The sequence below is a fragment of the Brevibacterium zhoupengii genome (assembly GCF_021117425.1).
GTDB classification, from domain to species: Bacteria; Actinomycetota; Actinomycetes; order Actinomycetales; family Brevibacteriaceae; genus Brevibacterium; species Brevibacterium zhoupengii.
Map to the genome: position 1 here is coordinate 2,271,545 of NZ_CP088298.1, position 23,969 is coordinate 2,295,513.

Annotated in this window: 25 protein-coding genes, 2 tRNA genes and 1 other RNA gene; 15 read left to right on the forward strand and 13 right to left on the reverse strand. The window is 61.6% G+C overall.

All coding sequences use genetic code 11. The features are described from left to right. Window positions 1–47: 47 nt before the first annotated feature. Window positions 48–2,810 (reverse strand): pyruvate dehydrogenase (acetyl-transferring), homodimeric type, encoded by a 2,763-nt coding sequence (gene aceE, locus LQ788_RS10370; RefSeq protein ID WP_231440730.1) that lies wholly within the window; start codon window positions 2,808–2,810, stop codon window positions 48–50. A 262-nt stretch (window positions 2,811–3,072) separates the two neighbouring features. Between aceE and LQ788_RS10375 the strand changes: the two genes are divergently transcribed. The 3 genes from LQ788_RS10375 to LQ788_RS10385 are packed head-to-tail and all read left to right on the forward strand — an operon-like array spanning window position 3,073 to window position 4,429. Continuing rightward, window positions 3,073–3,516 (forward strand): DUF3052 domain-containing protein, encoded by a 444-nt coding sequence (locus LQ788_RS10375; protein ID WP_231440732.1) that lies wholly within the window; start codon window positions 3,073–3,075, stop codon window positions 3,514–3,516. Further along, window positions 3,513–3,983 (forward strand): peroxiredoxin, encoded by a 471-nt coding sequence (locus LQ788_RS10380; protein WP_231440733.1) that lies wholly within the window; start codon window positions 3,513–3,515, stop codon window positions 3,981–3,983. The genes LQ788_RS10375 and LQ788_RS10380 overlap by 4 nt, the downstream gene beginning before the upstream one ends. A 38-nt stretch (window positions 3,984–4,021) precedes the next feature. Continuing rightward, window positions 4,022–4,429: an HIT family protein gene (locus tag LQ788_RS10385; protein ID WP_231440734.1), complete on the forward strand. Its 408-nt coding sequence runs from the start codon at window positions 4,022–4,024 to the stop codon at window positions 4,427–4,429. Window positions 4,430–4,455: 26 nt separating this feature from the next. Here LQ788_RS10385 and LQ788_RS10390 read toward each other — a convergent pair whose 3' ends face one another. Further along, window positions 4,456–5,226: a MerR family transcriptional regulator gene (locus tag LQ788_RS10390; protein WP_231440735.1), complete on the reverse strand. Its 771-nt coding sequence runs from the start codon at window positions 5,224–5,226 to the stop codon at window positions 4,456–4,458. A 52-nt stretch (window positions 5,227–5,278) separates the two neighbouring features. Beyond that, window positions 5,279–6,460 carry a trans-sulfuration enzyme family protein gene (locus tag LQ788_RS10395; RefSeq protein WP_231440736.1) on the reverse strand — a complete coding sequence of 394 codons (1,182 nt, stop codon included), beginning with the start codon at window positions 6,458–6,460 and terminating at the stop codon, window positions 5,279–5,281. 109 nt (window positions 6,461–6,569) lie between these two features. On the opposite strand from LQ788_RS10395, the gene LQ788_RS10400 reads away from it, so the two are divergent. Further along, window positions 6,570–7,046, forward strand: coding sequence for an Lrp/AsnC family transcriptional regulator (locus LQ788_RS10400; RefSeq protein ID WP_231440737.1), 477 nt, complete (start codon window positions 6,570–6,572; stop codon window positions 7,044–7,046). 46 nt (window positions 7,047–7,092) lie between these two features. Beyond that, a complete protein-coding gene (locus tag LQ788_RS10405) occupies window positions 7,093–7,521 on the forward strand; it encodes a DUF1801 domain-containing protein (RefSeq protein WP_231440738.1) in 429 nt (142 codons plus the stop codon). Window positions 7,522–7,600: 79 nt separating this feature from the next. Here the strand turns inward: LQ788_RS10405 and LQ788_RS10410 are convergent, their stop codons facing one another. Further along, the gene (locus tag LQ788_RS10410) at window positions 7,601–8,200 is read right to left on the reverse strand and encodes a DUF2249 domain-containing protein (protein WP_231440739.1); all 600 of its coding nucleotides are present in this window, start codon (window positions 8,198–8,200) and stop codon (window positions 7,601–7,603) included. Between the two features lie 106 nt (window positions 8,201–8,306). On the opposite strand from LQ788_RS10410, the gene LQ788_RS10415 reads away from it, so the two are divergent. Further along, on the forward strand, window positions 8,307–8,648 hold the full coding sequence (locus tag LQ788_RS10415; protein ID WP_231440741.1) for a cupin domain-containing protein: 342 nt from the start codon (window positions 8,307–8,309) through the stop codon (window positions 8,646–8,648). A 121-nt stretch (window positions 8,649–8,769) separates the two neighbouring features. Here the strand turns inward: LQ788_RS10415 and LQ788_RS10420 are convergent. After that, window positions 8,770–8,846 (reverse strand) — tRNA-Pro (locus tag LQ788_RS10420). An 82-nt stretch (window positions 8,847–8,928) separates the two neighbouring features. Here LQ788_RS10420 and LQ788_RS10425 point away from each other — a divergent pair. The 3 genes from LQ788_RS10425 (at window position 8,929) to LQ788_RS10435 (ending at window position 10,328) form a co-directional block, all read left to right on the forward strand. Further along, window positions 8,929–9,426 carry a TetR family transcriptional regulator gene (locus tag LQ788_RS10425; protein ID WP_231440742.1) on the forward strand — a complete coding sequence of 166 codons (498 nt, stop codon included), beginning with the start codon at window positions 8,929–8,931 and terminating at the stop codon, window positions 9,424–9,426. 130 nt (window positions 9,427–9,556) lie between these two features. Next, window positions 9,557–9,630 (forward strand) — tRNA-Val (locus LQ788_RS10430). A gap of 152 nt (window positions 9,631–9,782) precedes the next feature. After that, window positions 9,783–10,328 (forward strand): YceI family protein, encoded by a 546-nt coding sequence (locus LQ788_RS10435; protein ID WP_231440744.1) that lies wholly within the window; start codon window positions 9,783–9,785, stop codon window positions 10,326–10,328. Window positions 10,329–10,410: 82 nt separating this feature from the next. On the opposite strand, the gene LQ788_RS10440 is transcribed toward LQ788_RS10435, so the two are convergent. From LQ788_RS10440 to LQ788_RS10450, 3 genes are all read right to left on the reverse strand, one after another. Next, complete coding sequence (locus LQ788_RS10440; RefSeq protein WP_231440746.1) at window positions 10,411–11,172, reverse strand: L,D-transpeptidase family protein; 762 nt, start codon at window positions 11,170–11,172, stop codon at window positions 10,411–10,413. A gap of 73 nt (window positions 11,173–11,245) precedes the next feature. Beyond that, the gene (locus tag LQ788_RS10445) at window positions 11,246–12,571 is read right to left on the reverse strand and encodes a uracil-xanthine permease family protein (protein WP_231447394.1); all 1,326 of its coding nucleotides are present in this window, start codon (window positions 12,569–12,571) and stop codon (window positions 11,246–11,248) included. Window positions 12,572–12,809: 238 nt separating this feature from the next. Beyond that, a complete protein-coding gene (locus tag LQ788_RS10450) occupies window positions 12,810–14,351 on the reverse strand; it encodes a fatty acyl-CoA synthetase (protein WP_231440748.1) in 1,542 nt (513 codons plus the stop codon). Window positions 14,352–14,538: 187 nt separating this feature from the next. On the opposite strand from LQ788_RS10450, the gene LQ788_RS10455 reads away from it, so the two are divergent. Both LQ788_RS10455 and LQ788_RS10460 read left to right on the forward strand, forming a co-directional pair. After that, window positions 14,539–15,372, forward strand: coding sequence for a Nif3-like dinuclear metal center hexameric protein (locus tag LQ788_RS10455; protein WP_231440750.1), 834 nt, complete (start codon window positions 14,539–14,541; stop codon window positions 15,370–15,372). A gap of 45 nt (window positions 15,373–15,417) precedes the next feature. Further along, window positions 15,418–16,146: a zinc ribbon domain-containing protein gene (locus tag LQ788_RS10460; RefSeq protein WP_231440752.1), complete on the forward strand. Its 729-nt coding sequence runs from the start codon at window positions 15,418–15,420 to the stop codon at window positions 16,144–16,146. 48 nt (window positions 16,147–16,194) lie between these two features. Here the strand turns inward: LQ788_RS10460 and LQ788_RS10465 are convergent, their stop codons facing one another. Further along, on the reverse strand, window positions 16,195–16,971 hold the full coding sequence (locus LQ788_RS10465) for a YaaA family protein (RefSeq protein ID WP_231440754.1): 777 nt from the start codon (window positions 16,969–16,971) through the stop codon (window positions 16,195–16,197). Between the two features lie 121 nt (window positions 16,972–17,092). Between LQ788_RS10465 and rnpB the strand changes: the two genes are divergently transcribed. Next, an RNA gene (gene rnpB, locus LQ788_RS10470) (RNase P RNA component class A) lies at window positions 17,093–17,460 on the forward strand. Window positions 17,461–17,528: 68 nt separating this feature from the next. Here rnpB and LQ788_RS10475 read toward each other — a convergent pair. From LQ788_RS10475 to map, 3 genes are read right to left on the reverse strand one after another with little or no spacing between them, the layout of a single operon-like run. After that, window positions 17,529–18,155 (reverse strand): hypothetical protein, encoded by a 627-nt coding sequence (locus tag LQ788_RS10475; RefSeq protein ID WP_231440756.1) that lies wholly within the window; start codon window positions 18,153–18,155, stop codon window positions 17,529–17,531. 1 nt (window position 18,156) lies between these two features. Continuing rightward, entirely contained in the window at window positions 18,157–18,990 is an 834-nt protein-coding gene (gene ppgK, locus LQ788_RS10480; RefSeq protein ID WP_231440758.1) for a polyphosphate--glucose phosphotransferase, read from the reverse strand. A gap of 10 nt (window positions 18,991–19,000) precedes the next feature. Next, on the reverse strand, window positions 19,001–19,909 hold the full coding sequence (map, locus tag LQ788_RS10485; protein ID WP_231440760.1) for a type I methionyl aminopeptidase: 909 nt from the start codon (window positions 19,907–19,909) through the stop codon (window positions 19,001–19,003). A 134-nt stretch (window positions 19,910–20,043) separates the two neighbouring features. Between map and LQ788_RS10490 the strand changes: the two genes are divergently transcribed. Continuing rightward, complete coding sequence (locus LQ788_RS10490; protein WP_231440762.1) at window positions 20,044–20,769, forward strand: FadR/GntR family transcriptional regulator; 726 nt, start codon at window positions 20,044–20,046, stop codon at window positions 20,767–20,769. Window positions 20,770–20,956: 187 nt separating this feature from the next. On the opposite strand, the gene ald is transcribed toward LQ788_RS10490, so the two are convergent. Next, on the reverse strand, window positions 20,957–22,075 hold the full coding sequence (gene ald, locus LQ788_RS10495; protein ID WP_231440764.1) for an alanine dehydrogenase: 1,119 nt from the start codon (window positions 22,073–22,075) through the stop codon (window positions 20,957–20,959). Between the two features lie 328 nt (window positions 22,076–22,403). On the opposite strand from ald, the gene LQ788_RS10500 reads away from it, so the two are divergent. Continuing rightward, window positions 22,404–22,607: a hypothetical protein gene (locus tag LQ788_RS10500; protein WP_009885210.1), complete on the forward strand. Its 204-nt coding sequence runs from the start codon at window positions 22,404–22,406 to the stop codon at window positions 22,605–22,607. Window positions 22,608–22,610: 3 nt separating this feature from the next. Next, window positions 22,611–23,969, forward strand: a complete 1,359-nt coding sequence (gene glnA / locus LQ788_RS10505; RefSeq protein WP_231440766.1) for a type I glutamate--ammonia ligase — start codon at window positions 22,611–22,613, stop codon at window positions 23,967–23,969.

Genomic DNA, 23,969 nt, shown 5'->3' on the forward strand with positions numbered 1-23,969 from the left:
CAGCGATGTCGAGCTCAGCGTCGAATCCGCCGTCTAGCGCGATGCGATCAGGCGCCCGCGCCTTCGGTTGATCCCGAGGTGCCAGCGGTGACGTCGTCGAGCTGGTACTTCCGAGCCGCCTCGGCGGCCTTGTCGATCGAGATCGCCCCGGTATCGGCCAAAGAGATCAGGGCCTGAGTCACGACCGAGGGTCCGTCGACGTGGTAGTAGCGGCGAGCAGCCGGACGTGTGTCCGAGATCGCATAGCCGTCGGTGCCCAGTGACGTGAAGTGGCTGGGCACGTACTGCCGGATCTGATCCGGTACCGCGCGCATGAAGTCCGAGGTTGCCACCACGGGCCCCTCGACCTCGGCCATCTTCTGAGTCACGTAGGGCACACGGGCCTCGGCATCCGGATTGAGCAGCCGGTCGTCCTCGGATTTGAGCCCATCGCGACGCAGCTCGGTCCATGACGTCACCGACCACACATCGGCAGATACGCCCCAGTCCTCGGCCAGCAGCTCCTGGGCCTCGAGGACCCAGGGGACACCGACTCCGGAGGCCATGAGCTGAACCTTCGGGCCACCGTTGTCCGGACCCTTCGACAGCAGGTACATGCCCTTGAGCACACCGTCGACGTCGAGGTTCTCGGGTTCAGGAGGCTGGACCATCGGTTCGTTGTACATCGTCAGGTAGTACATGACGTTGGGGTCGCGTTCATCGGCCGGGTCGTACATGCGGTGGATGCCGTCACGGACGATACGAGCGATCTCGTAGGTGTAGGCCGGGTCGTAGGACACGATCGACGGGTAGGTCGACGCCAACAGGTGCGAATGGCCGTCACCGTGCTGCAGACCTTCTGCCACGAGCGTGGTTCGGCCGGCAGTAGCGCCGAGGATGAACCCGCGGGCCATCTGGTCGCCTGCGGCCCAGAAGAAGTCACCGCTGCGCTGGAACCCGAACATCGAGTAGAAGATGTAGAACGGGATCATCGGCTCACCGTGTGTGGCATACGAGGTGCCGACTGCAGTGAGAGCAGCGGTGGCGCCGGCCTCGTTGATGCCCACGTGGAGAAGCTGGCCGTCGGTGGCTTCCTTATAGGCGAGGAAGAGGTCGCGGTCGACCGAGATGTAGTTCTGGCCGTGCGGATTGTAGATCTTCGCCGTCGGGAAGAACGAGTCCATACCGAAGGTGCGGGCCTCGTCGGGGATGATCGGCACGATGCGCTTGCCGAACTCCTTTTCGCGCATCAGGTCCTTGAGCACGCGGACGAATCCCATGGTGGTGGCGATCGTCTGCTTGCCCGAACCGCGCTTGCCTGCATCGAAGGCCTTGTCGGAGGGCAGCTTGAGATCGATATGGGTGCTGCGCCGTTCGGGGGAGTATCCGCCGAGCGCCGCGCGCCGTTCCTGCATGTACTTGATCTCCGGAGCGTCCTGCCCGGGGTGGTAGTACGGAGGCAGCTTCGGGTTCTCCTCGAGATCCTTGTCCGAGATCGGGATCTGGAAGTGATCACGGGCCAGCTTGAGATCGTCGATCGTCAGTTTCTTCATCTGGTGTGTGGCATTGCGGGCCTCGAAATGCGGTCCCAGCGAGTAGCCCTTGACGGTCTTGACGAGGATGACGGTCGGCTGACCGGTGTGCTCGGCAGCGGCCTTGTATGCGGCGAAGACCTTGCGGTAATCGTGTCCACCACGCTTGAGGTTCCAGATCCTCTCGTCGCTGTAGTCCTCGACCATGGCCTTCGTGCGAGGATCGCGACCGAAGAAGTTGTCTCGGACGAATCCGCCGGACTCACCCTTGTACGTCTGGTAGTCACCATCTGGGGTGGCATTCATAAGGTTGACCAGGGCGCCGTCACGGTCCTTGGCCAGGAGCTCGTCCCATTCGCGACCCCAGACGACCTTGATGACGTTCCATCCGGCACCGCGGAAGTAGGCTTCGAGCTCCTGGATGATCTTGCCGTTGCCGCGGACCGGTCCGTCGAGGCGCTGCAGGTTGCAGTTGATGACGAAGTTGAGGTTGTCGAGTTCCTCGAAGGCGGCAACGTGGAGCATGCCGCGGCTCTCCGGTTCGTCGAGCTCACCATCGCCGAGGAACGCCCAGGTCTGCTGCTGCGAGGTGTCCTTGGTTCCGCGGTTGTGCAGATACTTGTCGAACTGTGCCTGCGCGATTGCGTTCATCGGGCCCAGGCCCATCGACACTGTCGGGTGCTCCCAGAAGTCAGGCAGCTGGTGCGGGTGCGGGTAGGAGGGCAGCCCGCTGGGCTTGCCGTCGATCAGATGGGACTGCTGCTGACGGAATCCGTCGAGGTCCTGTTCGCTCATCCGGCCTTCGAGATAGGCGCGAGCGTACATACCCGGTGAGGCGTGGCCCTGATAGAAGATGTGATCACCGCCGCCGGGGTGATCCTTGCCCCGGAAGAAGTGGTTGAGTCCGATTTCGTAGAGCGTGGCCGATGAGGCATAGGTCGAGATGTGACCGCCGACCTCGACTCCGGGCCGCTGGGCGCGGTGGACGAGCATCGCGGCGTTCCAGCGGTTCCACCGCCGGTAGCGTCGCTCAACTTCTTCGTCCCCGGGGAACCAGGGCTCGTTCTCGGGCCCGATCGTATTCACATAGTCGGTGGCTGTCAGGCTGGGCACGCCGATCTGCTTCTCTCGCGAACGCTGAAGCATCCGCAGCATGACATAGCGTGCGCGCGATCGTCCGCCCTCGTCGATGAGGCCGTCCAGCGAGGCCAGCCACTCCTCAGTCTCTTCGGGATCGATGTCGGGCACCTGGCTGGGCAGCCCATTGAGAATCGGTCCGCCCTGTTTCCGATTGTCCACGGTGTGGTCCTCTCTTCCGCTCCACGATCTTCGTTGGTGTTGAGATCCTGTGGCTCAGGTGGAATGGACGGTCAAATCATGATTGAGCCCAGGGTCCACCAGATACTCCCATCAGCCTAGTCCTCCCGCGCGAACTTCGCTGGGGCGAAATCTTGTGATCTCAATGACGAGTTCATGGTCTTCGATGCCCTTTGAGGTGGATTGCATCGTCTAGACGCGCCGCCATTTGCGCCTCCGGCACACTTGACGGAACAATAAGGGCATGAGTAACTCCTCTTCCGAAAGGACATCTTCCACGTCGACCCTCCCCAACGAGCTGGGCCACAACCTTGGTTTGGCTGCGGGAGACTATGTGCAAGAAATCGGCTACGACGATGATGTCGACTTGGACCTGTGCCAGGCGATCGAAAACATCATCGGTGAGAAAATCGCGGACGGTGATGTCGATGATGTATTCGATGTCATTCTGATGTGGTGGCGCTCTGACGACGATGACCTGATTGATGGTCTCGTCGACGCGCAGGCCACATTGAAGGAAGGCGGAGTCGTCTGGCTTCTCTCTCCCAAGGCAAGCCGCCCCGGCCACATCAGCCCGGCCGACATCTCTGAAGCGGCTCCCACAGCAGGCATGCACGTGACCTCAACGGTCAGCGCCGCCGAATACTGGGCTGGCTTCCGCTTGGTGGGCAAGAAGAACTATTCATGATCCTTCGGCCCGGTGATCGGGCCCCTGATTTCCGTGTGCCCGATCAGTTCGGGTCCACGATCCACCTCGCCGAGGCGTCTCGCCGGTCAGCTGTCATCCTCGTCTTCTTTCCGTTCGCCTTCTCACCCGTATGCGGTGATGAGGTCAGAACATTAGACGACCTGGGCCAGACTTTGGCCGCAGAGTCCGCACCCGTCGAGATCATCGGCATGTCCGTAGATTCCAAGTACACGCTCGCCGCATGGTCGAGCGAGCGTGGGCTTCGACTCGATCTGGGTTCTGACTTCTGGCCCCATGGCGAGGTGGCGAAGTCCTACGGAGTCTTCGATGCTGATCACGGTGTGGCCGAACGCGCAGTATTCGTCATCTCGCGAACAGGTACGATCGTGAGCAGTCGACAGGTCGCACGAACCGAGACACGTGACTTCTCCGTTGATGTCGCTCAAGCTCGAGCGCTCGGCGGTTGAGTCGATGTGATCATCGGATCAGCAAGGAGGAATGAGACATGGCCACCATCTTCACCAAGATCATCAACGGAGAGATTCCGGGCACTTTCGTCTACCAGGATGACCTGTGTGTTGCCTTCCTCGATGTGTCGCCGATGACAGAGGGCCACACCATGGTCGTACCCCGGGAAGAGATCTCACACTGGATCGACGCAGACCAGGACCTGCTCGATCATCTGATGGCAGTGGCGAGGCAGATCGGACGCGCCCAGAAGGAGGCCCTCGACTGTGAGCGCATCGGCGTGCTCGTCGTCGGCTATGAGGTCCCACATCTGCACATCCACGTCCTGCCGACGAACTCGATGGACGATTTCGACATCTCCGATCGTGCGCCCATGCAGACCCCTGAGCAGCTGGCAGGGCCCGCCGAGAAGATTCGGCGAGCCCTGGAGCAGCAGTCCTCCTGATCAGTCGTTTCGAGATCCGCAGCTGATCACTGCGGTTGCCCTGCGTTCACGTCGAGGTAGTGGTCGAGTGAGGCTCGGACCAACTGTGCACCCTCGACGCCGCCGTAGTTGGCGGCGAACCGAGGATCACTGACATACATGTCAGCCAGGCCCCGGACATATCCATCGAGGTCTCCCGACCGGTCATTGGCGGGAGTCCCGGGAACGGCCCTCAGCCACTCGACGTGACGCTGAGCCAGAACCTGACATCTCTCCGATTCTGGGACAGCCCCCGCCTCGGCGGCCTTGGTCCAATCCTGATTGAGTTCCTCGACCGTGGTTTTCCACGTTTGCTTGTCCGTGGTCGGAAGGGATTCCCACCATTGCGCTGATTTCTCATACGCCTCTCGACCCCAGCGCTGCGTGACTTCTTCTTTGTGTCTGCGATGGTCGAAACCGTCGAACATTTCCTCTGCCATGAGAGGTTCACCTGCTTCCAATCGTGCGATGGTCGCGGTGACGGCGGCGATCTGCCTCTCGATTCGTGCACGCTCGCGTCCGAGGCTGTGCACATGCTCGCCCAATGCCGCTATCGAGTCGGAGGTGCCCTCGAGCGTCTCCGCGATCCGATTCAACGGCATTCCCAGCTCCTTGAGCAGGAGGATGCGCTGCAGGCGCACCAGCCCCGTCTCGTCGTAGTAGCGATATCCGTTGTCGGCAATGTAGGTCGGTGGCAGTAGGCCGATTGCGTCATAGTGACGCAGCGTTCGGCTTGTCGTCCCCGTCATCCGCGCTGTTTCCTGTATGGACCAGTCCATGACGATCAGCTTAGAAGTTGACGTCGCGTCAATGTCAATGGGGAGCCGATTATCAGGCTGCGGCTCGGCTCGCGTCGAGAGCGGCGATGAGATCATCTGCCAAATCATCGACGTGTTCGAGTCCGACCGAGAGCCGGATGAGACCGTCGCCGGGCTTGGCCGTGGCCGCGACCGGCCGGTGGGTCAGCGACGCGGGATGTTGGATGAGTGTGTCGGCACCGCCCAGTGACACCGCGTGGACGACGAGGCTGCAATGTTCGACGAAGCTGCGTGCGGCATCGAATCCGCCGGCAAGCTCCAGCGCGATCATGGCTCCACCGCCGGACATCTGGCGCCCGAGCAGCCCACGTGGATCCTGGCCTTCCAGGCCCGGGTAGTGGACTGCAGCGATGGCAGGATGGGCGGCCAGGCGCTGCGCGAGTTCACCAGCGGTCGTCTGTGCCGCTCGCATGCGCACGGCCAGGGTGCGCAGTCCCCGGTGGAGGAGGTAGGCGCCCATGGGGTGGAGGAGGGCTCCTGTGATCGCTCGGACCTGCCGCAGTCTCATCGCCCAGTCGGAGTTGGTGGCGATGATGCCGCCCATGGCATCGCCATGACCACCGAGGTATTTGGTGGCACTGTGCAGGACCAGGACCGCACCGTGGGAGATGGGCTGCTGGAGCACCGGGGTGCAGAAGGTGTTGTCCACCAGCACCGGGATGTCGCCGGCGGCCGCGACGACTCCATCAAGATCAACAAGGTCGAGGCTGGGGTTGGCGGGGGTCTCGACGATGACGAGCCCGGTGTCGTCTTGGATCGCCGAGGCGATTTCGGACTCTTTCGCCCAGGTGACGGTGGTGCCCAGCAGTCCCGATTCGAGGAGATGGTCGCTGCCTCCGTAGAGCGGACGCACTGCGACGATGTGAGGTGTGCCAGCGCTGACGGCTGCGAGGAGGGCCGCAGTCATTGCGGCCATTCCGGTGGCGAAGGCGACCGCTTCGTCGGCGTGTTCGAGTTCGGCCAGGGCCGTCTCGAATCGTGCGACACCGGGCTGCCACAGGCGCTGGTAGACGGCCGAGTCGCCGTCCTTGAGCGCATGTCCGCTGGCCAGCCATTCGTAGGAGTCACCGCCGGTGGCGACATCGTTGACTGGGTTGGTGGTCGAGAGGTCGATGGCCGGAACGTGGACTCCTGCCTCGGTGAGGCCTTCCATGCCGCCGTGGACCATGAGCGTTTCTGGGTGCAGTGAGGTCATGTCAGCATTCAAACTATTCCTGCTAAGAACTGCAATCATCAATCAAGAATCCGTGATTTTCTGTGCTCTGATCGAAGCTTCTTGAATACGGTGTGCCAGACTGTGAGGCATGTCGCAGAAAGTGGAACTCGATGATGTTGATCGACAGCTGCTCAAAGCTCTCGGAGATGATGCCAGAGCATCCGGTACCGCCTTGGCCGCGGCAGTCGGTATCTCAGAGTCGACGGTGTCGCTTCGACTCAAACGGTTGAAGACCTTGGGCGTGATCAGAGGTTTTCGCGTCGACATCGATGCCGCGGCTGTGGGCATCCCGCTGCAGGCCCTGATCTCCATCCGCCTGGCCAAACATGACCGAGCGGAGATCGATGCCTTCACTGCCGCAGCACCGCAGTTCCCCGGTGTCGTGCGGATGTACCATATGGCCGGAGCCGATGACTATCTGCTCCATATCGTCGCCACCGACACCGAGGCGGTGCAGTCCTTCGTCCTCGACTATCTCACCCGATATCCTGCTGTCGCCCACACCCAGACGAATCTCATCTACAAAGTGCAGGACGGCACGGCATGGATTCCGGCTGGGACCTGACCATCGCTGCCGTGCCTGTTTGCCGTCGAGAGTCCATAATTGAGCCATGACGACACAGAAGACTCAGCCCACCGATGCCGACGTCGGCCAGTTCCTTCAGTCAGCCGTTCCGAAGAAACGGCGCGAGGATGGGTTGAGGCTCGACACGATATTCACGGAAGTCACCGACACCTTTCCTGTGATGTGGGGACCCTCGATCGTCGGCTACGGACAGTACCAGTACGTCTCACCGTCGAACCCGCGCAATCGTGGCGTATGGCCCAAGACGGGCTTCTCACCGCGCAAGGCTCAGCTGTCGCTGTACGGGCTCAAGGACTCACCGGCTGGAGCAGCCCTGCTTCCCAGCCTCGGTGCGTACACCGAAGGTGCAGGGTGCGTCTATGTGCGCAAGCTGGAGGACATCGACGAAGCAGTGCTGCGCAGGCTCATCTCCATTGCGTTCGACCGTCCCGATGACTGCGAGCCTGCGTCCTGACTGCAACCTCAATCACGGTTCAGGCCCAATAGCCTTCACCACCATGCGTCTGCGCACCACCACGCGTCTCTCAGCAGTCTCAGTTGCGGCTGGTGATCGTCAGCCCCTGTTTGCGCTGGTGGACTGAGAAATAGCGCAGGCCCAGAGTTTCATCGGCGAGAAAACGTCGCCGGGAGCGGCGTGGCAGCCAGACGATTTGGCCTGGAGTGAGCGCAATAGTGGTCAGCTCGGTCTCCAGCGTCCCGCCCCCGTCGAGGATGTGGATGAGGACGTCGAGGCCCGGCCCCACGTGTTCTTTGATCTCGCCGCCTGGCGACAAGGCGATGATGTTCGCATCGAGATCGCGCTGCTGAGGCTGAAGCTGCCAAACCGAGCCGGAGTTCTCCGCAACACCGGCGAACTCATCCACGTTGGCGAGGACGCGGGGGAGAGGCGTCGCTGCTCGCTTGCTGATGTGAACCCGGAAGTCGTCGCCGTCTGAGGACTGGGGTTCCCAGCCAAGGGCTTCGGCGAACTCAGCCTCCATCTCGATTCTCAGGTTTTCGGGTTCATGGTCGTTGATGAGGATGAGACCGGAGCCGACCTCGAGATTCTGATAGGCGCCCATGACACGAGGGTGCCGTTCGGGCTTCGGAAGCGTGCGAACGTCGATGATCTCGGGAGCAGTGTCATCTGTCATTGGGAACCTCCACAGTCTGTCTCATGTCAATCAGTTACAAGCTAGCATCGGGACTGAGATGTCGAAGCAGCAGCAGTAGAACGAGCAGGACAGGATGGGATAGACGATGACCGACAATTCACTCACACAGAACCTCGGCGAGCTGACCGAAGAGCTTCTGACAAAAGCCCGCGGCGCCAACAGTGGGAGAGCCGCTCACGGCGTCTACAGTGGCCGATACCTCAAACAGGCGCTGCTGACGTTGACGGCAGGGACCACCATGGCCGAACACGACTCACCGCCGGAGGCGACGCTCCAGGTCCTGCGAGGGAGCTTGGCTCTGTCCTCAGCCGAAGAGACGTGGGACCTGTCCGCCGGCGACCTCATGACGATCCCGCCGGAACGGCATTCCGTGCACGCGCATGAGGACTCGGCATTCCTGCTGACGATTCGAACCGATGTCAGCTGATCACCAAGCTCGGTTCCAGCGAGGACCTCACTGGTTCTGACCAGGAGGAATGCGCCGGAGACGCGGCAGGAAATAGAAATGTGCCGCGACATCGAATGAACGATGTCGCGACACATCACGTTGGTCGGGATAGCGGGATTCGAACCCACGACCTCCTCGTCCCGAACGAGGCGCGCTACCAAGCTGCGCTATATCCCGTGACCAGGAACTACTATAGCGATGGCGACGCGTTCTGAAAAATCGGAGCGGTCCACCATCCGCGAATGGAAGGAAAGTCTCATTGGCACTGACTGCCGAGAGCATCACGACAACCGCCTTGGACATTCTCTCGCGCTATGGTTTGGGCGATCTGTCGATGCGCAGGCTTGCGCGTGAGCTCGAGGTTCAACCTTCCGCCCTGTATTGGCATGTCAAGGACAAACAGGAACTCTTCGTCCTCATCGCCACACGGATGAATGCTGAGGTGGATGCGCGGTGCCCGTCGACTTCTGACCCGCTTACGACTGCGATGGCACTGCGCGATGTCCTCCTCACCTACCGTGACGGTGCCGAGATCATGCTGCTCGGCTACTCGATTTCTCCCGGCAAGGTCACCCCTGGCGCGCTGAGCGTCGAGGCGTTGGGACAGGCAGTTTCCCACGGCGTGATGGCACATGCACTGGGCGCCGTGGCGATCGAACAGAACCGCGGTCTCTTCGGCGTAGCAAATGACGATGCCGGTGAGAGCTTCGCCACGATCACGGCCCACCTCCTTCGTGCTGAGGGCGTCTGGCAGTAGAGGACGTCTGACAGTGGAAGACGGCTGAAAGTGGAAGATGTTTACGGCGGAACAGGGAATTCGTCTGCCTGGCTGCTGTGTGGCATACTGGTCAAGCGCGTTCGGGAGCCTTCGCTCCCGAGTTGCTGTGGGGCCTATAGCTCAGTTGGCTAGAGCATCTCGCTTACACCGAGAGGGTCGGGGGTTCAAGTCCCTCTGGGCCCACATTCTGCCAAGGTTCGTTGTCGCATCAACATGACAGCCCGGCCTCTGAACATATACGCTGATCCTAAATGCACGCCGGTACTCTCTCAGTACTGACTTGGGTTCTCGACACCAGGATCCCATGATTTCAGCTCGGCCAAAGGAGCACGACTATGTCATCAGATGAACAGCTGACCGGAACATGGGTCATCGACCCCCAACATACGCGTCTCGGATTCTCGAGCCGTCACGCAATGGTCTCGCGCATCCGTGGTGCCTTCAACACCGTCGAGGGCAAAGCCGTCATCAACGCTGAGGACCTCTCGAAGACCGAAGTGACCATCACGATCGATGTCGACAGCATTGATACCAGGACACCCGATCGCGATGCTCATCTGCGAAGCGCGGACTTCTTCGACGTCGAAAACTATCCGACGATCACGTTCAAATCCACCGGCGTCGATGAGGTCGAAGAAGGAAGCTACATCGTCAATGGTGACCTGACGATACGCGATATCACCCGTCCGGTGTCTGTTCCCCTTGAGATGTTGGGAACCGACCGCGATCAGAATGGTGCGTTAAGGGTCGGCTTTGAGGGCAAACGCCGCATCGATCGCAAGGACTGGGGCGTGACATGGAATACGACCTTGGACTCCGGCGGCCTGCTCGTCAGCGACAAGATCACCCTCGAATTCGAGCTCTCCCTGATCAAGGAGTAATCAGCAGCACGAATCGCAGAAGAGGCGGTCAGAGGACACTGCAGTGTGTCGTCTGACCGCCTCTTCTGCTGTTGCCAAGCCACTAGCTGCTGATTGCCATCTCGACCGAGTCGCCGCCCTCCCAGTCGAAGATTCTCAGCAGATCGTCCTCCGAAACCGACACGCACCCTGCAGTCTGCTGGCTGCCGGTATTGACGTGAAGGAAGATCGCTGAACCCTTGCCCGGCGTTCCGGCACTGTTGTAGTCGATGACCTGTCCGTGGTTGTACGCAGGGGTCTGATACATGGATTCCCCGGAGTATCCATCCGACTTCTTCTGCATCGTGTTGTACCTCTCCACCGCGTCGCCATCGACCCAGACGTCGTCCTCGGTGACTGTGACGTATTGGGCCCCATGGAATTGCTTCGGTTCCGCTTTCACGCCGAACCCATAGCCCATGCTGAACAGACCGGAGGGAGTCTTGCCGTCACCCTCACGTTTGGCGCCGGGATCAGCGATGCCGTTGTAGCCGACGTACCCGTCTGCGCTCATCGCGGAATAGTAGTTGTCCTCCCACTTCTCGCATGCCTCGACGGCAGCGGTGGAACCCCCGGCTCCCGTCACAACGATGACCTTCTCCGCTGTCGCACCCGAAGCGACAGAACATTTCTCGCCGAGGTGATCCGGTTTCTGCCCAGCATTGCCGTCGACGAGCCCAGCTCCCAGCCCCGCAGCAGCCTGGGCTGGGGTCCCGGCCAGCAGCGCGCCCGCGACTAGGGCTGTTCCCAGGCCTGTCAGCAGGCCACGGCGGGTTGCGCGAGAACGTGGAAGTGCGGCTCGTGATTGTGAATGTGCAGGTTTCATGATTATCTCCTCAGGATCGGATTCTCATCAGTGGGGGAAGGACCTACTTGACTACCAGGGACAGAGTGGAAGCTCACTGTGACGTGGGCGGGATACGGTCTTCGCTGTGGGGATCGGATGCGGTGGTGATATTCGGGCCGGCATCGACAGGCGGATGGGACCCCGTGTGGGGTTCGGAGCCGGTGTCCGGGCTCGCGCTCAGGTCCTGGTCGGTGCCGCGCCACTTCGCTATTGCCCGCATGACCTGATAGATGATGACCGCCGAGGCTGAACCGAGTGCGATTCCTTCGAACTGAAGGTCACCGGGCGTCCAAGTGAAGTTGGCGATCGCGACGATCAGTGCCACCGCTGCAGTGTTGAGGTTGATGGGATTGGAGAAATCGACCTTGTTCTCCACCCAGATGCGCACTCCCAGCATTCCGATCATTCCGTAGAGGACGGTCGCCGCTCCGCCGAGGACGCCGGGAGGGATGGTCGCGATGATCTCTCCGAACTTCGGCAGCACGCTCAAGATCAGGGCGATGACTCCTGCGCAGAGGTAGGCGGCCGTGGAGAAGATGCGTGTCGCTGCCATGACTCCGATGTTCTCCGCGTAGGTCGTCGTTCCCGAGCCTCCGCCGGAGCCGGCGAGAACCGTGGAGAGTCCATCGGCGAAGAGCGTACGGCCCGTGATCGAATCGAGGTCGCGGCCTGTCATGGCCGACACGGACTTCACGTGTCCGATGTTCTCGGCGATGAGGACGAAGACGACGGGGAGGAAGAGTCCCAGATAGCCCAGGTCGAATGCGGGGGCATGGAAGGCGGGTAGCCCGACCCAGCCAGCGGCACCGACAGTGGAGAAGTCGATCTGTCCTTGGACCCATGCGGCAGCGTAGCCGACGAGGACACCGATGAGGATGGACAGGCGGCCGAGCATTCCGCGAAAGAGCACACTGGTGACCAGGATGGTGACGATCGTGATCATCGCGGTCAGGGGAGCCTCCTTCACCCAGTCCCAGGCCGCCGGTGCCAGGTTGAGTCCGATGAGGGCGACGATGGCACCGGTGACGACCGGTGGCATGGTGACCTCGATCCACCGCACTCCGGCGAAGTGGACGACGACGCCCACCAGTGCCAGAGTCACGCCCACGGAGATGATTCCGCCCTGCGCCAGTGCCATGGCATGGGAGTCGAGGTCCTCTCCCGATGTGGCCGCGAATCCGGTCACGGCGCCGATAGGCGCAAGAAGACCGAAAGACGATCCCAGGTACGAGGGCATCATGCCCTTGGTGATGAGCAGGAACAGCAGGGTTCCGATGGCGGTGAAGAACAGCGTCGTCGAGGGAGGGAAACCGGTCAGGAGCGGCACGAGGAACGTTGCGCCGAACATGGCGACGACGTGTTGGGCTCCGATTCCCACGGTCCGCGGCCAGCTCAGCCGTTCCTCGGGCAGAACGGTCTCACCTGGACGGATCGTCTTTCCATCCCCGTGCTGCCTCCAGCCCACCTTGCCTTCGAAAGGACTGGATGCCGGTATTCTCTGGTTAGGGGATGCCACCACTCGTCTCCTCTTCCCGCCGACCCGAAGGCGACGGTGTCTGTGCGTCATGCGATCACTGCCGAGAGCAGTCTATTCGCCTGACAGAGGGAGACAGGTCTCAGACCTCACGCAGCTGACGTTTGAGGATCTTGCCTGCCGAGTTCTTAGGCAGCTCGGTCACGAAGTCGACTCGTTTGGGGACCTTGAAGCCAGCGAGACGATCCTTGACATGGGCCAGCACATCCGCCTCGGTGATCCCGGATTGATCCGGCTTGGTCACGACGAAGGCGGTGACTGCCTCGATCCATTTCTCGTCGGCGACTCCGACGACTGCAACCTCGGCGACCTGAGGGAGTTCGAAGATCGCATCCTCGACCTGTCGACTGGCGACGAGGACGCCGCCGGTGTTGATGACGTCCTTCACTCGGTCGATGACTTCGATGAAGCCGGATTCGTCGACTGTTACGAGGTCACCTGAATGGAACCACCCGTTGTCGAAGGCCTCGGCGGTGGCCTCTGGCTTGTTCCAGTAGCCCTCGCACAGCTGCGGTGACCGGTAGAGGATCTCACCCTGCTCTCCTACGCCGACATCATTGCCGTCGCTGTCGACGACCCGGGTTTCGACGAAGAAGACGGACCGACCGGCCGATGATGCGTGGTCATCGTGTTCTTCCGGCCTGAGCACCGTGCACAGCGGACCCATCTCGGACTGGCCGAAGCAGTTGTAGAAGCCGAGTTTGGGCAGACGCTGCCGCAGCTTCGCTAGCACCGGTCCGGGCATGATCGAGGCCCCGTAGTAGGCCTTGCGCAGACTCTCCAGGTTGCGGGTGTCGAGATCCGGACTGTTGGCCAGGGCAACCCAGACTGTGGGTGCAGCGAAGAAGGAGTTGATCTCACGGTCTTCGAAGAGCGCCAGCAACTGGTCGGGGACCGGCGCGGGCACAACGATATTGTGCGCGCCGATGGCCAGGAGCGGAATCAGGAAGACGTGCATCTGCGCCGAATGATAGAGCGGGAGGGCGTGCACGACCCGGTCGGTGGGCGCGAAGTCGAGGCTCATCAGCGCCGACAGGTATTCGTGGACGAGTGCCCGATGGGTCATGATCGCTCCCTTGGGCGCCGAGGTGGTGCCCGAGGTGTAGAGCAGCTGTGCGACGTCGGTGTCCACGACGTCGAATTCCCCGGTGCCGGCCGGCGCTGTGTCCGTGGCGGTGGCCGACTCCAGGAGTGTGGCGAAATCCCTGGTCTGGATTCCCGCTCCGGTCGCGGTTGCACCGACGGCGTCGAGAAGATCGGCATCGGCGAAGACGAACTTTGCGCCCGAATTGTCCAGAATGTAGTCGAGTTCGTCGTTCTTGAGCTGATAGTTCACCGGCACGTGGATGAGACCCGCGCGAGCGCATCCGAGGTAGAGGAGAAGGTAGAGATCGGAGTTCTTCCCGTAGGCAGCGATGCGATCACCCTTCTGCGCGCCAAGACCCACAAGCTCACGCGCAACGGCCGTGACTGCCGTGTCCAGAGTGGAATAGGTCCATGTGCGATCTCCGAACTCGACAGCAGTGTCGGCTCCGAACCGTCCGGCGCTGCGACGCACGATGTCGGCGACGGTCGAGGAGAAGTGCAGATCGGGCGCTGGTGAATTCGTCTCATTCGTAGTCATGTGCCAAATCTATCGCCGAGCGCCCGCCAGATGTACCCCGGGTCACATATTCCGGGCGCGTCTCAGGCAATTCTCTGCCACGAACCCCGCCTGAGATGACGACGCCCGCCAGCGGACACCGGAGCTCGCCGGCGTCCGCAGGTCAGTAGCGCCTGACCGAAATCTTCGGATGTAATACTGTGGTGGCATGAGATACCCGAAGGTCAGCGAATGTGTGGATGTGTTCGAAGCACTGTGGCCGACGGCCCTGGCGGAGAGTTGGGATTCGGTGGGTCTGGCCGTGGGCGATCCCGACGCGGAAGTGCGGTCGATCCTGCTCGCGCTCGACCCCATGGACGCGGTCATCGCCGAGGCGGTGGTGCTGGGATCTGACCTGGTGTTCAATCATCATCCGCTCATGCTCAAACCCGTGAAGTCAGTGAACGCGTCCACTCTCAAGGGCGGCGCCGTGCACACCCTGATCAGTAATGACATCGCGCTCTTCAACGCTCACACCAATGCGGACTCCGCACATGGGGGAGTCTCCGACGTCCTCATCTCCCTGCTCGGCATCGACGACGCGCAGCCACTCGTGCCACACGCCGAGGGATCGATCACCGGAATCGGGCGAGTCGGCGACCTCCCGACGCCGACGCCTGTGCGCGATATCGCCCGCACCCTTTCGAACCGGCTTCCACGGACAACGACCGGTGTGCGCATCGCCGGTGACCCGGCAGCGACCGTCACACGAGTCGCCGTCTGCGGTGGAGCTGGTGATTCCCTGTTCGACGAGGTTCGGGCCAGCGGAGCGGAAGTCTACATCACCGCCGACCTCCGCCACCATCCCGCGACCGAGGCACGCGACACTGCGAACAGGCAGCACGGTCGACCACAGCTCATCGATGTCTCCCACTGGGCTTCCGAGACCGTCTGGCTGACTGCGGCGGCAGAACAGTTGGAGACGGAATTCGCCGAACGAGGGCTCAGCGTGGCCTTGCAGCATTCGGCGGTCAACACCGACCCTTGGGTCGAACGCTATTGACTCCCTGCCCACGCCCGCGCACGCTTCGCTGACAAGGAACCGACAATGCTGATCACTGCCGAACAACGCACCGAACTCGAATCGCTCATCGAACTTGCCTCCCACGGACGTGCACTGCGACACGAACACGACAACCCCACCAAATCCGCAGAGCTGAAGGACCTTGTCGCCCAGCACAAGGAACTCGAAACCAAGAAGACAGAAGCCGCCGAGGTGGTCGAGAAGTTCCGCAGCGAAGTCGCCGAGCATGCGGCAGCCATCGAGACCCAGAACGCTCAGATCGCGAAGAAGACCGTCGAACTCAACGACGGAACCGGTCTGACCAGCCGGGACCTTGTGAATCTGCAGAACGAGATCTCCGGTCACGAGGAACGGGTGTCTGAGCTGGAAGAAGCAGAGCTCGGTTCGATGGAGGAACTCGAGTCCGCTGAAACCGCGCTGTCGGAGGTTGAGTCTGCCCTCGCCGAGGTGATCGCATCCGGCCGTGCCACTCAGACGGCCATCAAAGACCGCAAGGCCGAGTTAGCCGCACAGTTGGAAGCCAACAATGCCTCAGCTGCGAAGTTCAAATCCGATCTGCCCGAGGCCCTGGTTCGTCAGTTCGACCAGAACGTCGCTCAAGGCGGACCTGGAGCCGCTGTGTTGAACGGTCCGAATTGTCAGGCCTGTGGCCAGGAGATCAGCGGCATGGTGTGGAAGGGCATGCTGTTGGAAGACCCGAACCAGACCTACGAGTGCGAAGAGTGTGAAGCAGTTCTGCTGCGCAAAGGCTGAGACAACCCTCGACTGGCGACGCTGCGCCGTCTCGCTCGAGCCGCACGCTCAGTCACGCAGGATGATGGTCAGCGCCGCAGGCCTGCTCTTGGCCGGCGGGGTGAACTCCACCTCGTAGGACTCCTGCGCACGCTCGAGAAGTCCCGTACTGGTCGTGGGCATCGCACGATCATCTGAGAGCAGTCGACCGACGAGTTCACCGCGATAGAACTTCGCCCAATGGGAGATGACGCTGCGCTTATCGCCGGCGACCTTGATGGCTCCGAGAGTGATGACCTGCTCGTGTGGTCCCGGCCACGCGGCCCGGTAGTCACTGGAACGGCAGTCGAGGATCACCTCGGCGGAGTCGACTGTGAAAGACTTGGCCAGTACCGGTTTCCACCAGGACGACAGTTTGCCCAGGCTGCCCAGGTCCGTCTTCATCGCCAGCCGATAGGCAGGGATCGGGTCGAGACCATTGACCTGCCCGAAGAGTGCCGAGAACACGTGCACGCTGCGCAGTCGCTGTGCCAGGGTTTCGTCGATCAGAGCATCGGCGACGAGGTCGGGTGCGCCCATCGCTTCATAGAGAACACCTGAGTACGTGAGCAGAGCGGGAGCGCAGGGCAGCGAGTCGAGGCTGACGTTGCGTTCGACATCGGCCGACAGCGAGGCGCCCACACCCAGCTGTTCGAGAGCGTCCTTACGTTTGGAGACCCGTTGCAGGGCTGCGAGGACCTTCTTCCGCTGGGGGTTGAGATCGGGTGCCGAGAGGTCTGGCAGATGAAGCGGGGAGCCCGAAGTTGCGGGAGTCTTTCCCTCAGATGGCGGCAGTAGGATCTTCACCTCACCATGGTAGGCCGCCAACGCGTCGGCCCCGATTTGGAGTCCGCGTTAGTTTGATCACTTTCGTTTCGAGGACGCCGCGAATGGTCTCGGTGATGAGGGTAGACTCGTGAACTTGAGGACAGGTCACCAGACGGTCGCGGCTCTCTCACGAGAGCTGAGGAACGTCCGGGCTCCGCAGAGCAGGGATGGTGGGTAACACCCACCCGGGGCAACCCGCGGGCCAGTGCAACAGAAAGCAGACCGCCCAGTTTCGACTGGGTAAGGGTGAAACGGTGGTGTAAGAGACCACCAGGGTGCCGGGTGACCGGTGCCGCTGGGTAAACCCCATCCGGAGCAAGATCAGACAGACGACGTTCGAGGCTGCTCGCCGAGTCGTCGGGTGGATTGCTCGAGGCCGGTGGCAACACCGGTCCCAGATAGATGACCGTCAGTCGAGAAGGGCAACCGACTCGATGACAGAACCCGGCGTATCGGTGGCCTGTCCTCACACAAGCACCGTCAGCGCCCCAGCTCCGTCAGCGCATCATCCACGGGGCCGGGCCCCATTGATTCTCTCAATGTCTCCGGTTTCCGAAGAGCAGCAGAAGTGCGCACATGAGATAGACACCGGCGCTTAGGAGCACTCCCACGATGAGAAGTGCGACATCTGCGGCGAAATCGATGCTCTCTGCCGGCTCGATGGGGGCATTGCCGTCAGGGTCGATGAGCACGTTGATCGTATCCCCGGTGTCGAACTCCTCGAATCCGTCCTGGCCGCGATAGATCAGCGGCTCGTCGATCGGCGAACCGTCGATGTGCTGCAGAGAGTATTCGTGTCTGTAGACCTTCCGACCTCCCGGCTCAGTCGAGTCGTGAACCGTTTTGACCTCGGACGTATGGTCAACGACGACCACTTCAGTGACTTCGCCGACGCGGCTGATGCCGAGGTCCTCAGCCAGCATGATCGCGCCGAGTCCTGTCAGCCCGAATGCCGGCACCGCGAGCCAGAGCACCCACCGCCGGTCGAGGATCCGGCGGATGCCGACCAATGCGACGAGGACTGCGCAGCACCCGATGATGATGCCGGCCAGCAGCAGGTTCGGCCAGATGACGATGACCACTGTGCCCAGTGCCAGCAGAACCGCCGTCCCGGCCATGACGATGAACAGGCTGAGCTGACCGCGAAAATTGTGCGAGGCCATGCTACGAACGGCTCTTCTTGACCTTCGCCTTGCCGTTGTTGGCTGCCAGAATGGCCGCTCCCACAATGCCTGCGTTGTTGAGCAGCTTTGCCGGCTTCATCTCAGCGCGCGTGCTGATCAGGGGCAGGAACTGTGCGTGTGATTTCGAGATTCCACCGCCGATGAGAATGACGTCCGGGGATACGAGGAGTTCGATCTGCGAATAGTACTGCTGGAGTCGCGCGGCCCATTCCGCATAGCTGAGGTTCTCGCGGACCTTGATGGACTCGGCTGCTTGCGTCTCCGCATCACGGCCATTCATTTCGATATGGCCCAGCTCCGTGTAGGGGACCAGGCGCCCTTGGGTGAACAAGGCGGTGCCGATACCGGTACCCAACGTCGTCAGCAGCACAGTCTTCTTCCGATGATTGCGCCCTGCGCCGAACACCATCTCGGCGAGGCCCGCGGCATCGGCATCATTCATGATGAAGAAACGACGACCGGTGTGTTCGGAGAGTATTCTGACGATGTTCGAACCGATCCACGACTGGTCGAGGTTCGCCGCGAAGTGCACCTGATCGTCGAGGACGACGCCAGGGAACCCGCACCCGATCGGGAGAGCGTCGAGCGCTGCACGATCGTCGACGATCTCAAGCTCGAGGGCCTTGTCGGCGAGGAGGTCGAGGAGCTGCCCGATGGCTTCGGCCACAGCGGCAGGGGTGCTCGGCTTCGGGGTGAGCACCCGCACCCGTTTGAAGGCGAGATTGCCCGTGGCAGTGTCGACGAGTGCGGCCTTGATGCCCGTGCCGCCGACGTCGACTCCGATGGCGAAGCGTCCTTGCGTATCGTCAGTCATGTCTGGCCTGTCAGCCTTCTCGGGCAATCGGGCCCTCGGCGATGGCGGTGTCCGCATCGGGGAGGGTGAGGATCTCGGCACCGGTCTCGGTGACGACGAGAGTGTGCTCGAACTGCGCGGAGCGCTTCCTGTCCTTTGTGACCACAGTCCAAGCGTCGTCCCAGACGTCCCAATCGACGGTTCCGAGGTTGAGCATCGGTTCGATGGTGAAGATCATTCCCGGTTCCATCACCTCGGCGTGGGCAGGTGCGGCATCGTAGTGAGGGACGATGAGGCCGGAGTGGAACTCGCGGCCCACTCCGTGTCCGCTGTAGTCGCGGACGACGCCGTAGTCGAACCGCTTCGCGTACTTCTCGATGACACGTCCGATCACGTTGATCTCGCGGCCAGGTTTGACGGCCTTGATGCCGCGCATGGTGGCTTCCCAGGTTCGTTCCACGAGAAGCCGGGACTCCTCGTCCACGTCTCCGGCGTAGAAGGTATAGTTCGTGTCTCCGTGCATGCCGTCGATGTAGGCCGTGATGTCGACGTTGACGATGTCGCCATCGGCGATCACAGTCGAGTCGGGAATCCCGTGGCAGATGACCTCATTGAGCGAAGTGCATACTGATTTCGGGAATCCCCGATAGCCCAGGGTCGATGGATAGGCACCGTGGTCGCACATGTACTCATGCGCGACTCGGTCGATCGCGTCGGTGGTGATCCCAGGTTCGATGATCTCGCCGACAGCAGCCACAGCATTTGCCGCTATCCTGCCCGCAACGCGGACCTTTTCGATCTCCTCTGCGGAGTAGAAGTTGTTTCCCCGACCTTCGTCGGCATCGGCGCGTCCGACATATTCGGGTCGTGTGATGCGGCGGGGGACTGGCAGTTCGGCGGAGATGGTACCGGGCGTGAGCAGGCGAGGCGTATCAGTCATGGTGTCTTCGATTCTAGAGCGGTTGAACCCAGATATTCCACAATTGCGGCGCCTGTCGGTGCGGGCCCTCGTGGGAGAGGATAATAGAGTGGAACGACCAACGAAGACCACCATGATGCGCAATAGGGGGAGTGATGAGTGAACGGGCTGATTTGACCGGGCCCGAATTCTCCGGACTCAGCGATGTGGTGAGCCTGACGAGCGCACCACAGCAGATCGCAGACCACATCCTCTCCGGCATCGCCGTGGGCGCATTGCCAGAAGGCACGCTGCTGCCCGGGGAGCGAGCTCTGGCCGCCGACCTGCAAGTCTCACGCTCAAGTGTGCGTGCTGCGCTGCTGCGATTGGAGCGCCTCGGTGTCGTCGAGCGAAGGCGCGGACGTGGCGGCGGTACCTTCGTCTCCAACGCAGAACCGACTGCGCTGGCCCCCATGGCCGATCGCATCGGCGAGTTCCATGCCGAACGCAGAAATCTCCTCGACGCCCGTGCGGTCTTCCAGAACAGTCTGGCCGCGACCGCTGCCCTTCGGCGAACCGATGAGGAGCTCACCGAGCTTCGGCAGTTGGCGCTGAGATACTCCGAACGCGCCGAGGCAGGGGTGGCCAGAACAGCTGACGCGCAGTTCCATTTCGCCATCGCCCGGGCAGGGCACAACCCCGAGCTCGTTCGCATGGCCATCGACATCGACACCAGGATCAACGCCGGATTCCGTCACGATCCCTTCTCCCATGAGCTCTTCGATCATGCTGTTGCCGATCACGCTGCCATCGTCGAGGCGATCGCCACCCAGGACGCGGATGCGGCTGGCCGTCTGTGTGAGGAGCACTTCCGGTCGACGACGATGCCACCACAGCGCTGAGTTCATCTCTGCCCCGACGCGACTGACGTTGCCCACCCGCGGCTGACGGTGCCCGCGTCCCCCGTTGCCCTTGAGGCAGCCCCACTTCGCGGAGCGCCCCTCAACAACGCCGAAGGCCGACACCAGGACAATGGTGTCGGCCTTCGGCATGGGCAGCTACAGGTGCGATTCACCCCAACCTGTGCGCTCAGTTCGCCAGGGCGTGTTCGACGGAGACAGCCTCGAACCCGAAGGCCTCGGCGACGTTGTCATTCGTCACGTGTCCGTTGTGAATGTTGAGTCCGCGAGCCAGCGCCGAATCCTTCGACAAGGCTGCGTGCCATCCCTGGTTGGCGATCTTGACTGCGAACGGCAGGGTGGCGTTCGTCAGTGCCGCGGTGGCCGTGTTCGGCACCGCACCAGGCATGTTCGCCACGCAGTAGTAGATCGAGTTGTGGACTTCGAACGTGGGATCGTCATGCGTCGTCGGACGTGAGTTCTCGAAGCAGCCACCCTGGTCGATGGCGATATCGACCAGCACGGAACCTGGCTTCATTCCGGCGACCATCTCGTCGGTGACGAGCTTCGGTGCCTTCTTGCCGGGAATGAGGACCGAGCCGATGACCAGGTCGGCGGAGGCCAGGGATTTCGTGATCTCGTACTTATTCGACACCTTCGTAGCGATGGCACCGGCAAAGGTCTCATCGATCTGGCGCAGGCGAGGAATGTTGATGTCGATGACCTCCACAGAGGCTCCGAGACCCAATGCCATGCGAGCGGCATTGGTGCCGGCGACACCTGCGCCGATGACGACGACGTTGGCCCGTTCGACACCGGGGACGCCCGAGAGCAGGATCCCGCGACCGCCCGAGGCCTTGAGAAGACTGTGTGCTCCGACCTGGGTTGAGAGCCGACCGGCGATCTCACTCATCGGAGCCAGCAGCGGCAGGCCTCCGCCGTCAGGCTGAACAGTCTCATAGGCGATGGCGGTGGTGCCGGCGTTCATGAGCGCCTGAGTCAGCGCTTCATCAGCGGCCAGGTGCAGATAGGTGAAGAGGATCAGGTCCTGGCGCAGGAATCCGTACTCTTCGGCGACGGGCTCTTTGACCTTGAGGACCATGTCACCGGCAGCCCAAGTCGTCTTCGCGTCCGGAGCGATGGTGGCGCCGGCCTCGGTGTACTCATCATCGGTGATGAATGATCCGACGCCGGCACCGGCCTGAACTGTGACTTCATGTCCGTGGGCAACGAGCTCGTGGACACCGGCAGCGGTGATGGCGACGCGGAACTCGTTGTTCTTGACCTCTGTGGGCACTGAAATGCGCATAGCTTTCCTTCTCTCATGTTGCCCCATGGGCAGTTCCAGCCAGTTCGAACTGTGGCTGAGGATACATCTCACTGTATTCCTTAGAAGGTCTGGAGGGCAAACCTTTATCTCCAGTATTCGTGACAAACATTGCGGAATCGGTGGAAAACAGGCTACTCACATACGAAATGTGGATATTTTGTCGTTGACCGACGCACTTACGTTGAATTTCTAGGCACCTTTGACGATCGAGCGGGCGTCGGGGAAGGCCAAGTCATGGCGGCAACGGACAGAACCGGTAAGCTGAAATCTGTCAGGGATTCACCACACCCGCGATGGAGGGCTCGACATGGGACTGTTCAAAGATATCGACGATGCCGATTCGAAGTACTACTTCAATCTCAAGACCAACAAGGTCGAACGCGGCCTGGTCAGTGATGCGGACCATCGCATGGGTCCCTATGAGACAGAGGAAGTGGCTCAAGCTGCCCTCGAGCGGGCCCAGGCTCGCAATGAGGAGTGGGAAGAAGACGACAAGAAGTGGAACGGCTGAGGAATGTCGCGTCAGGAAGAATTCGTTCTTCGCACCGTCGAGGATCGTGAAGTCCGCTTCATCCGGCTCTGGTTCACCGACGTGCTCGGGGGCCTGAAGTCCGTGGCAGTCGTTCCGGCGGAGCTTGAGGGGGCCTTCTCCGAGGGGATCGGGTTCGACGGTTCCGCCGTCGAAGGACTCTCACGTGTCTATGAGGCCGATATGGTGCTCAAGCCGGACCCCTCGACCTTCTCGCTGCTGCCCTGGCGTGGAGAGAAGGAACCCACGGGGCGGATGTTCTGCGACATCCACGTGCCCGGGGGAGAGCCTGCGCAGGCCGATCCGCGCAACGTCCTCAAACGCACGTTGGCGAAGGCCGCGGAAAAGGGCTTCTCGTTCTATGTTCACCCGGAGATCGAGTTCTACCTCTTCCAGACGGACAACCTCGACCCCGTCAGCGGCATCCTCGAGGGTACGACTCCCATTCCCGTCGACACGGCGGGGTACTTCGACCATGTCAACGGCGGGACAGCCAACGACTTCCGACGCTCGGCAGTCACCATGCTCGAGGCCATGGGCCTGTCCGTGGAGTTCTCTCACCATGAGGCCGGACCCGGCCAGAACGAGATCGACCTGCGCTACGCAGACGCCCTGACCATGGCCGACAACATCATGACCTTCCGATCGGTGATCAAGGAAGTGGCGATCTCCCAGGGTGTGTATGCCTCATTCATGCCCAAACCACTCAATGATCATCCAGGCAGCGGGATGCACACGCACGTCTCGCTCTTCGAGGGTGAGAACAACGCGTTCTTCGAGCCCGGTGCTATGTATCAGCTGTCGAAGACCGGCAGACAGTTCATCGCCGGAGTCCTCACCCATGCTGCAGAGATCACCGCGGTGACGAACCAGCATGTGAACTCCTACAAGCGACTGTGGACCGGCCATGAGGCCCCGTCCTATATCTCGTGGGGACATCGGAACCGGTCGGCGCTGGTCCGGGTGCCCCAGTACAACTCGGGCAAGTCATCTTCGGCTCGGATCGAATACCGGGCGCTTGACTCCTCGGCCAATCCGTACCTGTCCTATGCTCTCCTTCTCGCCGCGGGGCTCAAGGGCATCGAAGAGGACTACGAACTGCCCGAAGAGGCAGAGGACAACGTCTGGCAGCTCTCGGACACGGAGCGCCGAGCCATGGGCATTCAGGCGCTGCCGACGAGCCTCTCGCACGCACTGGAGATCATGGAACAGTCCGATCTCGTCGCGGAGACTCTGGGCGAGGAAGTCTTCGACTTCTTCCTGCGCAACAAACGCCAGGAATGGAACGACTACCGCGCGCAGGTGACCCCGTTCGAGCTCAGCAAACACTTCACCTCGATGTAG

Coding starts and splice junctions, on each gene's coding strand:
- LQ788_RS10375 (WP_231440732.1), top strand. CDS start 3,073: ATGAGTAACTCCTCTTCCGAAAGGACATCTTCCACGTCGACCCTCCCC.
- LQ788_RS10380 (WP_231440733.1), top strand. CDS start 3,513: ATGATCCTTCGGCCCGGTGATCGGGCCCCTGATTTCCGTGTGCCCGAT.
- LQ788_RS10385 (WP_231440734.1), top strand. CDS start 4,022: ATGGCCACCATCTTCACCAAGATCATCAACGGAGAGATTCCGGGCACT.
- LQ788_RS10390 (WP_231440735.1), bottom strand. CDS start 5,226: ATGGACTGGTCCATACAGGAAACAGCGCGGATGACGGGGACGACAAGC.
- LQ788_RS10395 (WP_231440736.1), bottom strand. CDS start 6,460: ATGACCTCACTGCACCCAGAAACGCTCATGGTCCACGGCGGCATGGAA.
- LQ788_RS10400 (WP_231440737.1), top strand. CDS start 6,570: ATGTCGCAGAAAGTGGAACTCGATGATGTTGATCGACAGCTGCTCAAA.
- LQ788_RS10405 (WP_231440738.1), top strand. CDS start 7,093: ATGACGACACAGAAGACTCAGCCCACCGATGCCGACGTCGGCCAGTTC.
- LQ788_RS10410 (WP_231440739.1), bottom strand. CDS start 8,200: ATGACAGATGACACTGCTCCCGAGATCATCGACGTTCGCACGCTTCCG.
- LQ788_RS10415 (WP_231440741.1), top strand. CDS start 8,307: ATGACCGACAATTCACTCACACAGAACCTCGGCGAGCTGACCGAAGAG.
- LQ788_RS10435 (WP_231440744.1), top strand. CDS start 9,783: ATGTCATCAGATGAACAGCTGACCGGAACATGGGTCATCGACCCCCAA.
- LQ788_RS10440 (WP_231440746.1), bottom strand. CDS start 11,172: ATGAAACCTGCACATTCACAATCACGAGCCGCACTTCCACGTTCTCGC.
- LQ788_RS10450 (WP_231440748.1), bottom strand. CDS start 14,351: ATGACTACGAATGAGACGAATTCACCAGCGCCCGATCTGCACTTCTCC.
- LQ788_RS10455 (WP_231440750.1), top strand. CDS start 14,539: ATGAGATACCCGAAGGTCAGCGAATGTGTGGATGTGTTCGAAGCACTG.
- LQ788_RS10460 (WP_231440752.1), top strand. CDS start 15,418: ATGCTGATCACTGCCGAACAACGCACCGAACTCGAATCGCTCATCGAA.
- LQ788_RS10475 (WP_231440756.1), bottom strand. CDS start 18,155: ATGGCCTCGCACAATTTTCGCGGTCAGCTCAGCCTGTTCATCGTCATG.
- ppgK (WP_231440758.1), bottom strand. CDS start 18,990: ATGACTGACGATACGCAAGGACGCTTCGCCATCGGAGTCGACGTCGGC.
- map (WP_231440760.1), bottom strand. CDS start 19,909: ATGACTGATACGCCTCGCCTGCTCACGCCCGGTACCATCTCCGCCGAA.
- LQ788_RS10490 (WP_231440762.1), top strand. CDS start 20,044: ATGAGTGAACGGGCTGATTTGACCGGGCCCGAATTCTCCGGACTCAGC.
- ald (WP_231440764.1), bottom strand. CDS start 22,075: ATGCGCATTTCAGTGCCCACAGAGGTCAAGAACAACGAGTTCCGCGTC.
- LQ788_RS10500 (WP_009885210.1), top strand. CDS start 22,404: ATGGGACTGTTCAAAGATATCGACGATGCCGATTCGAAGTACTACTTC.
- glnA (WP_231440766.1), top strand. CDS start 22,611: ATGTCGCGTCAGGAAGAATTCGTTCTTCGCACCGTCGAGGATCGTGAA.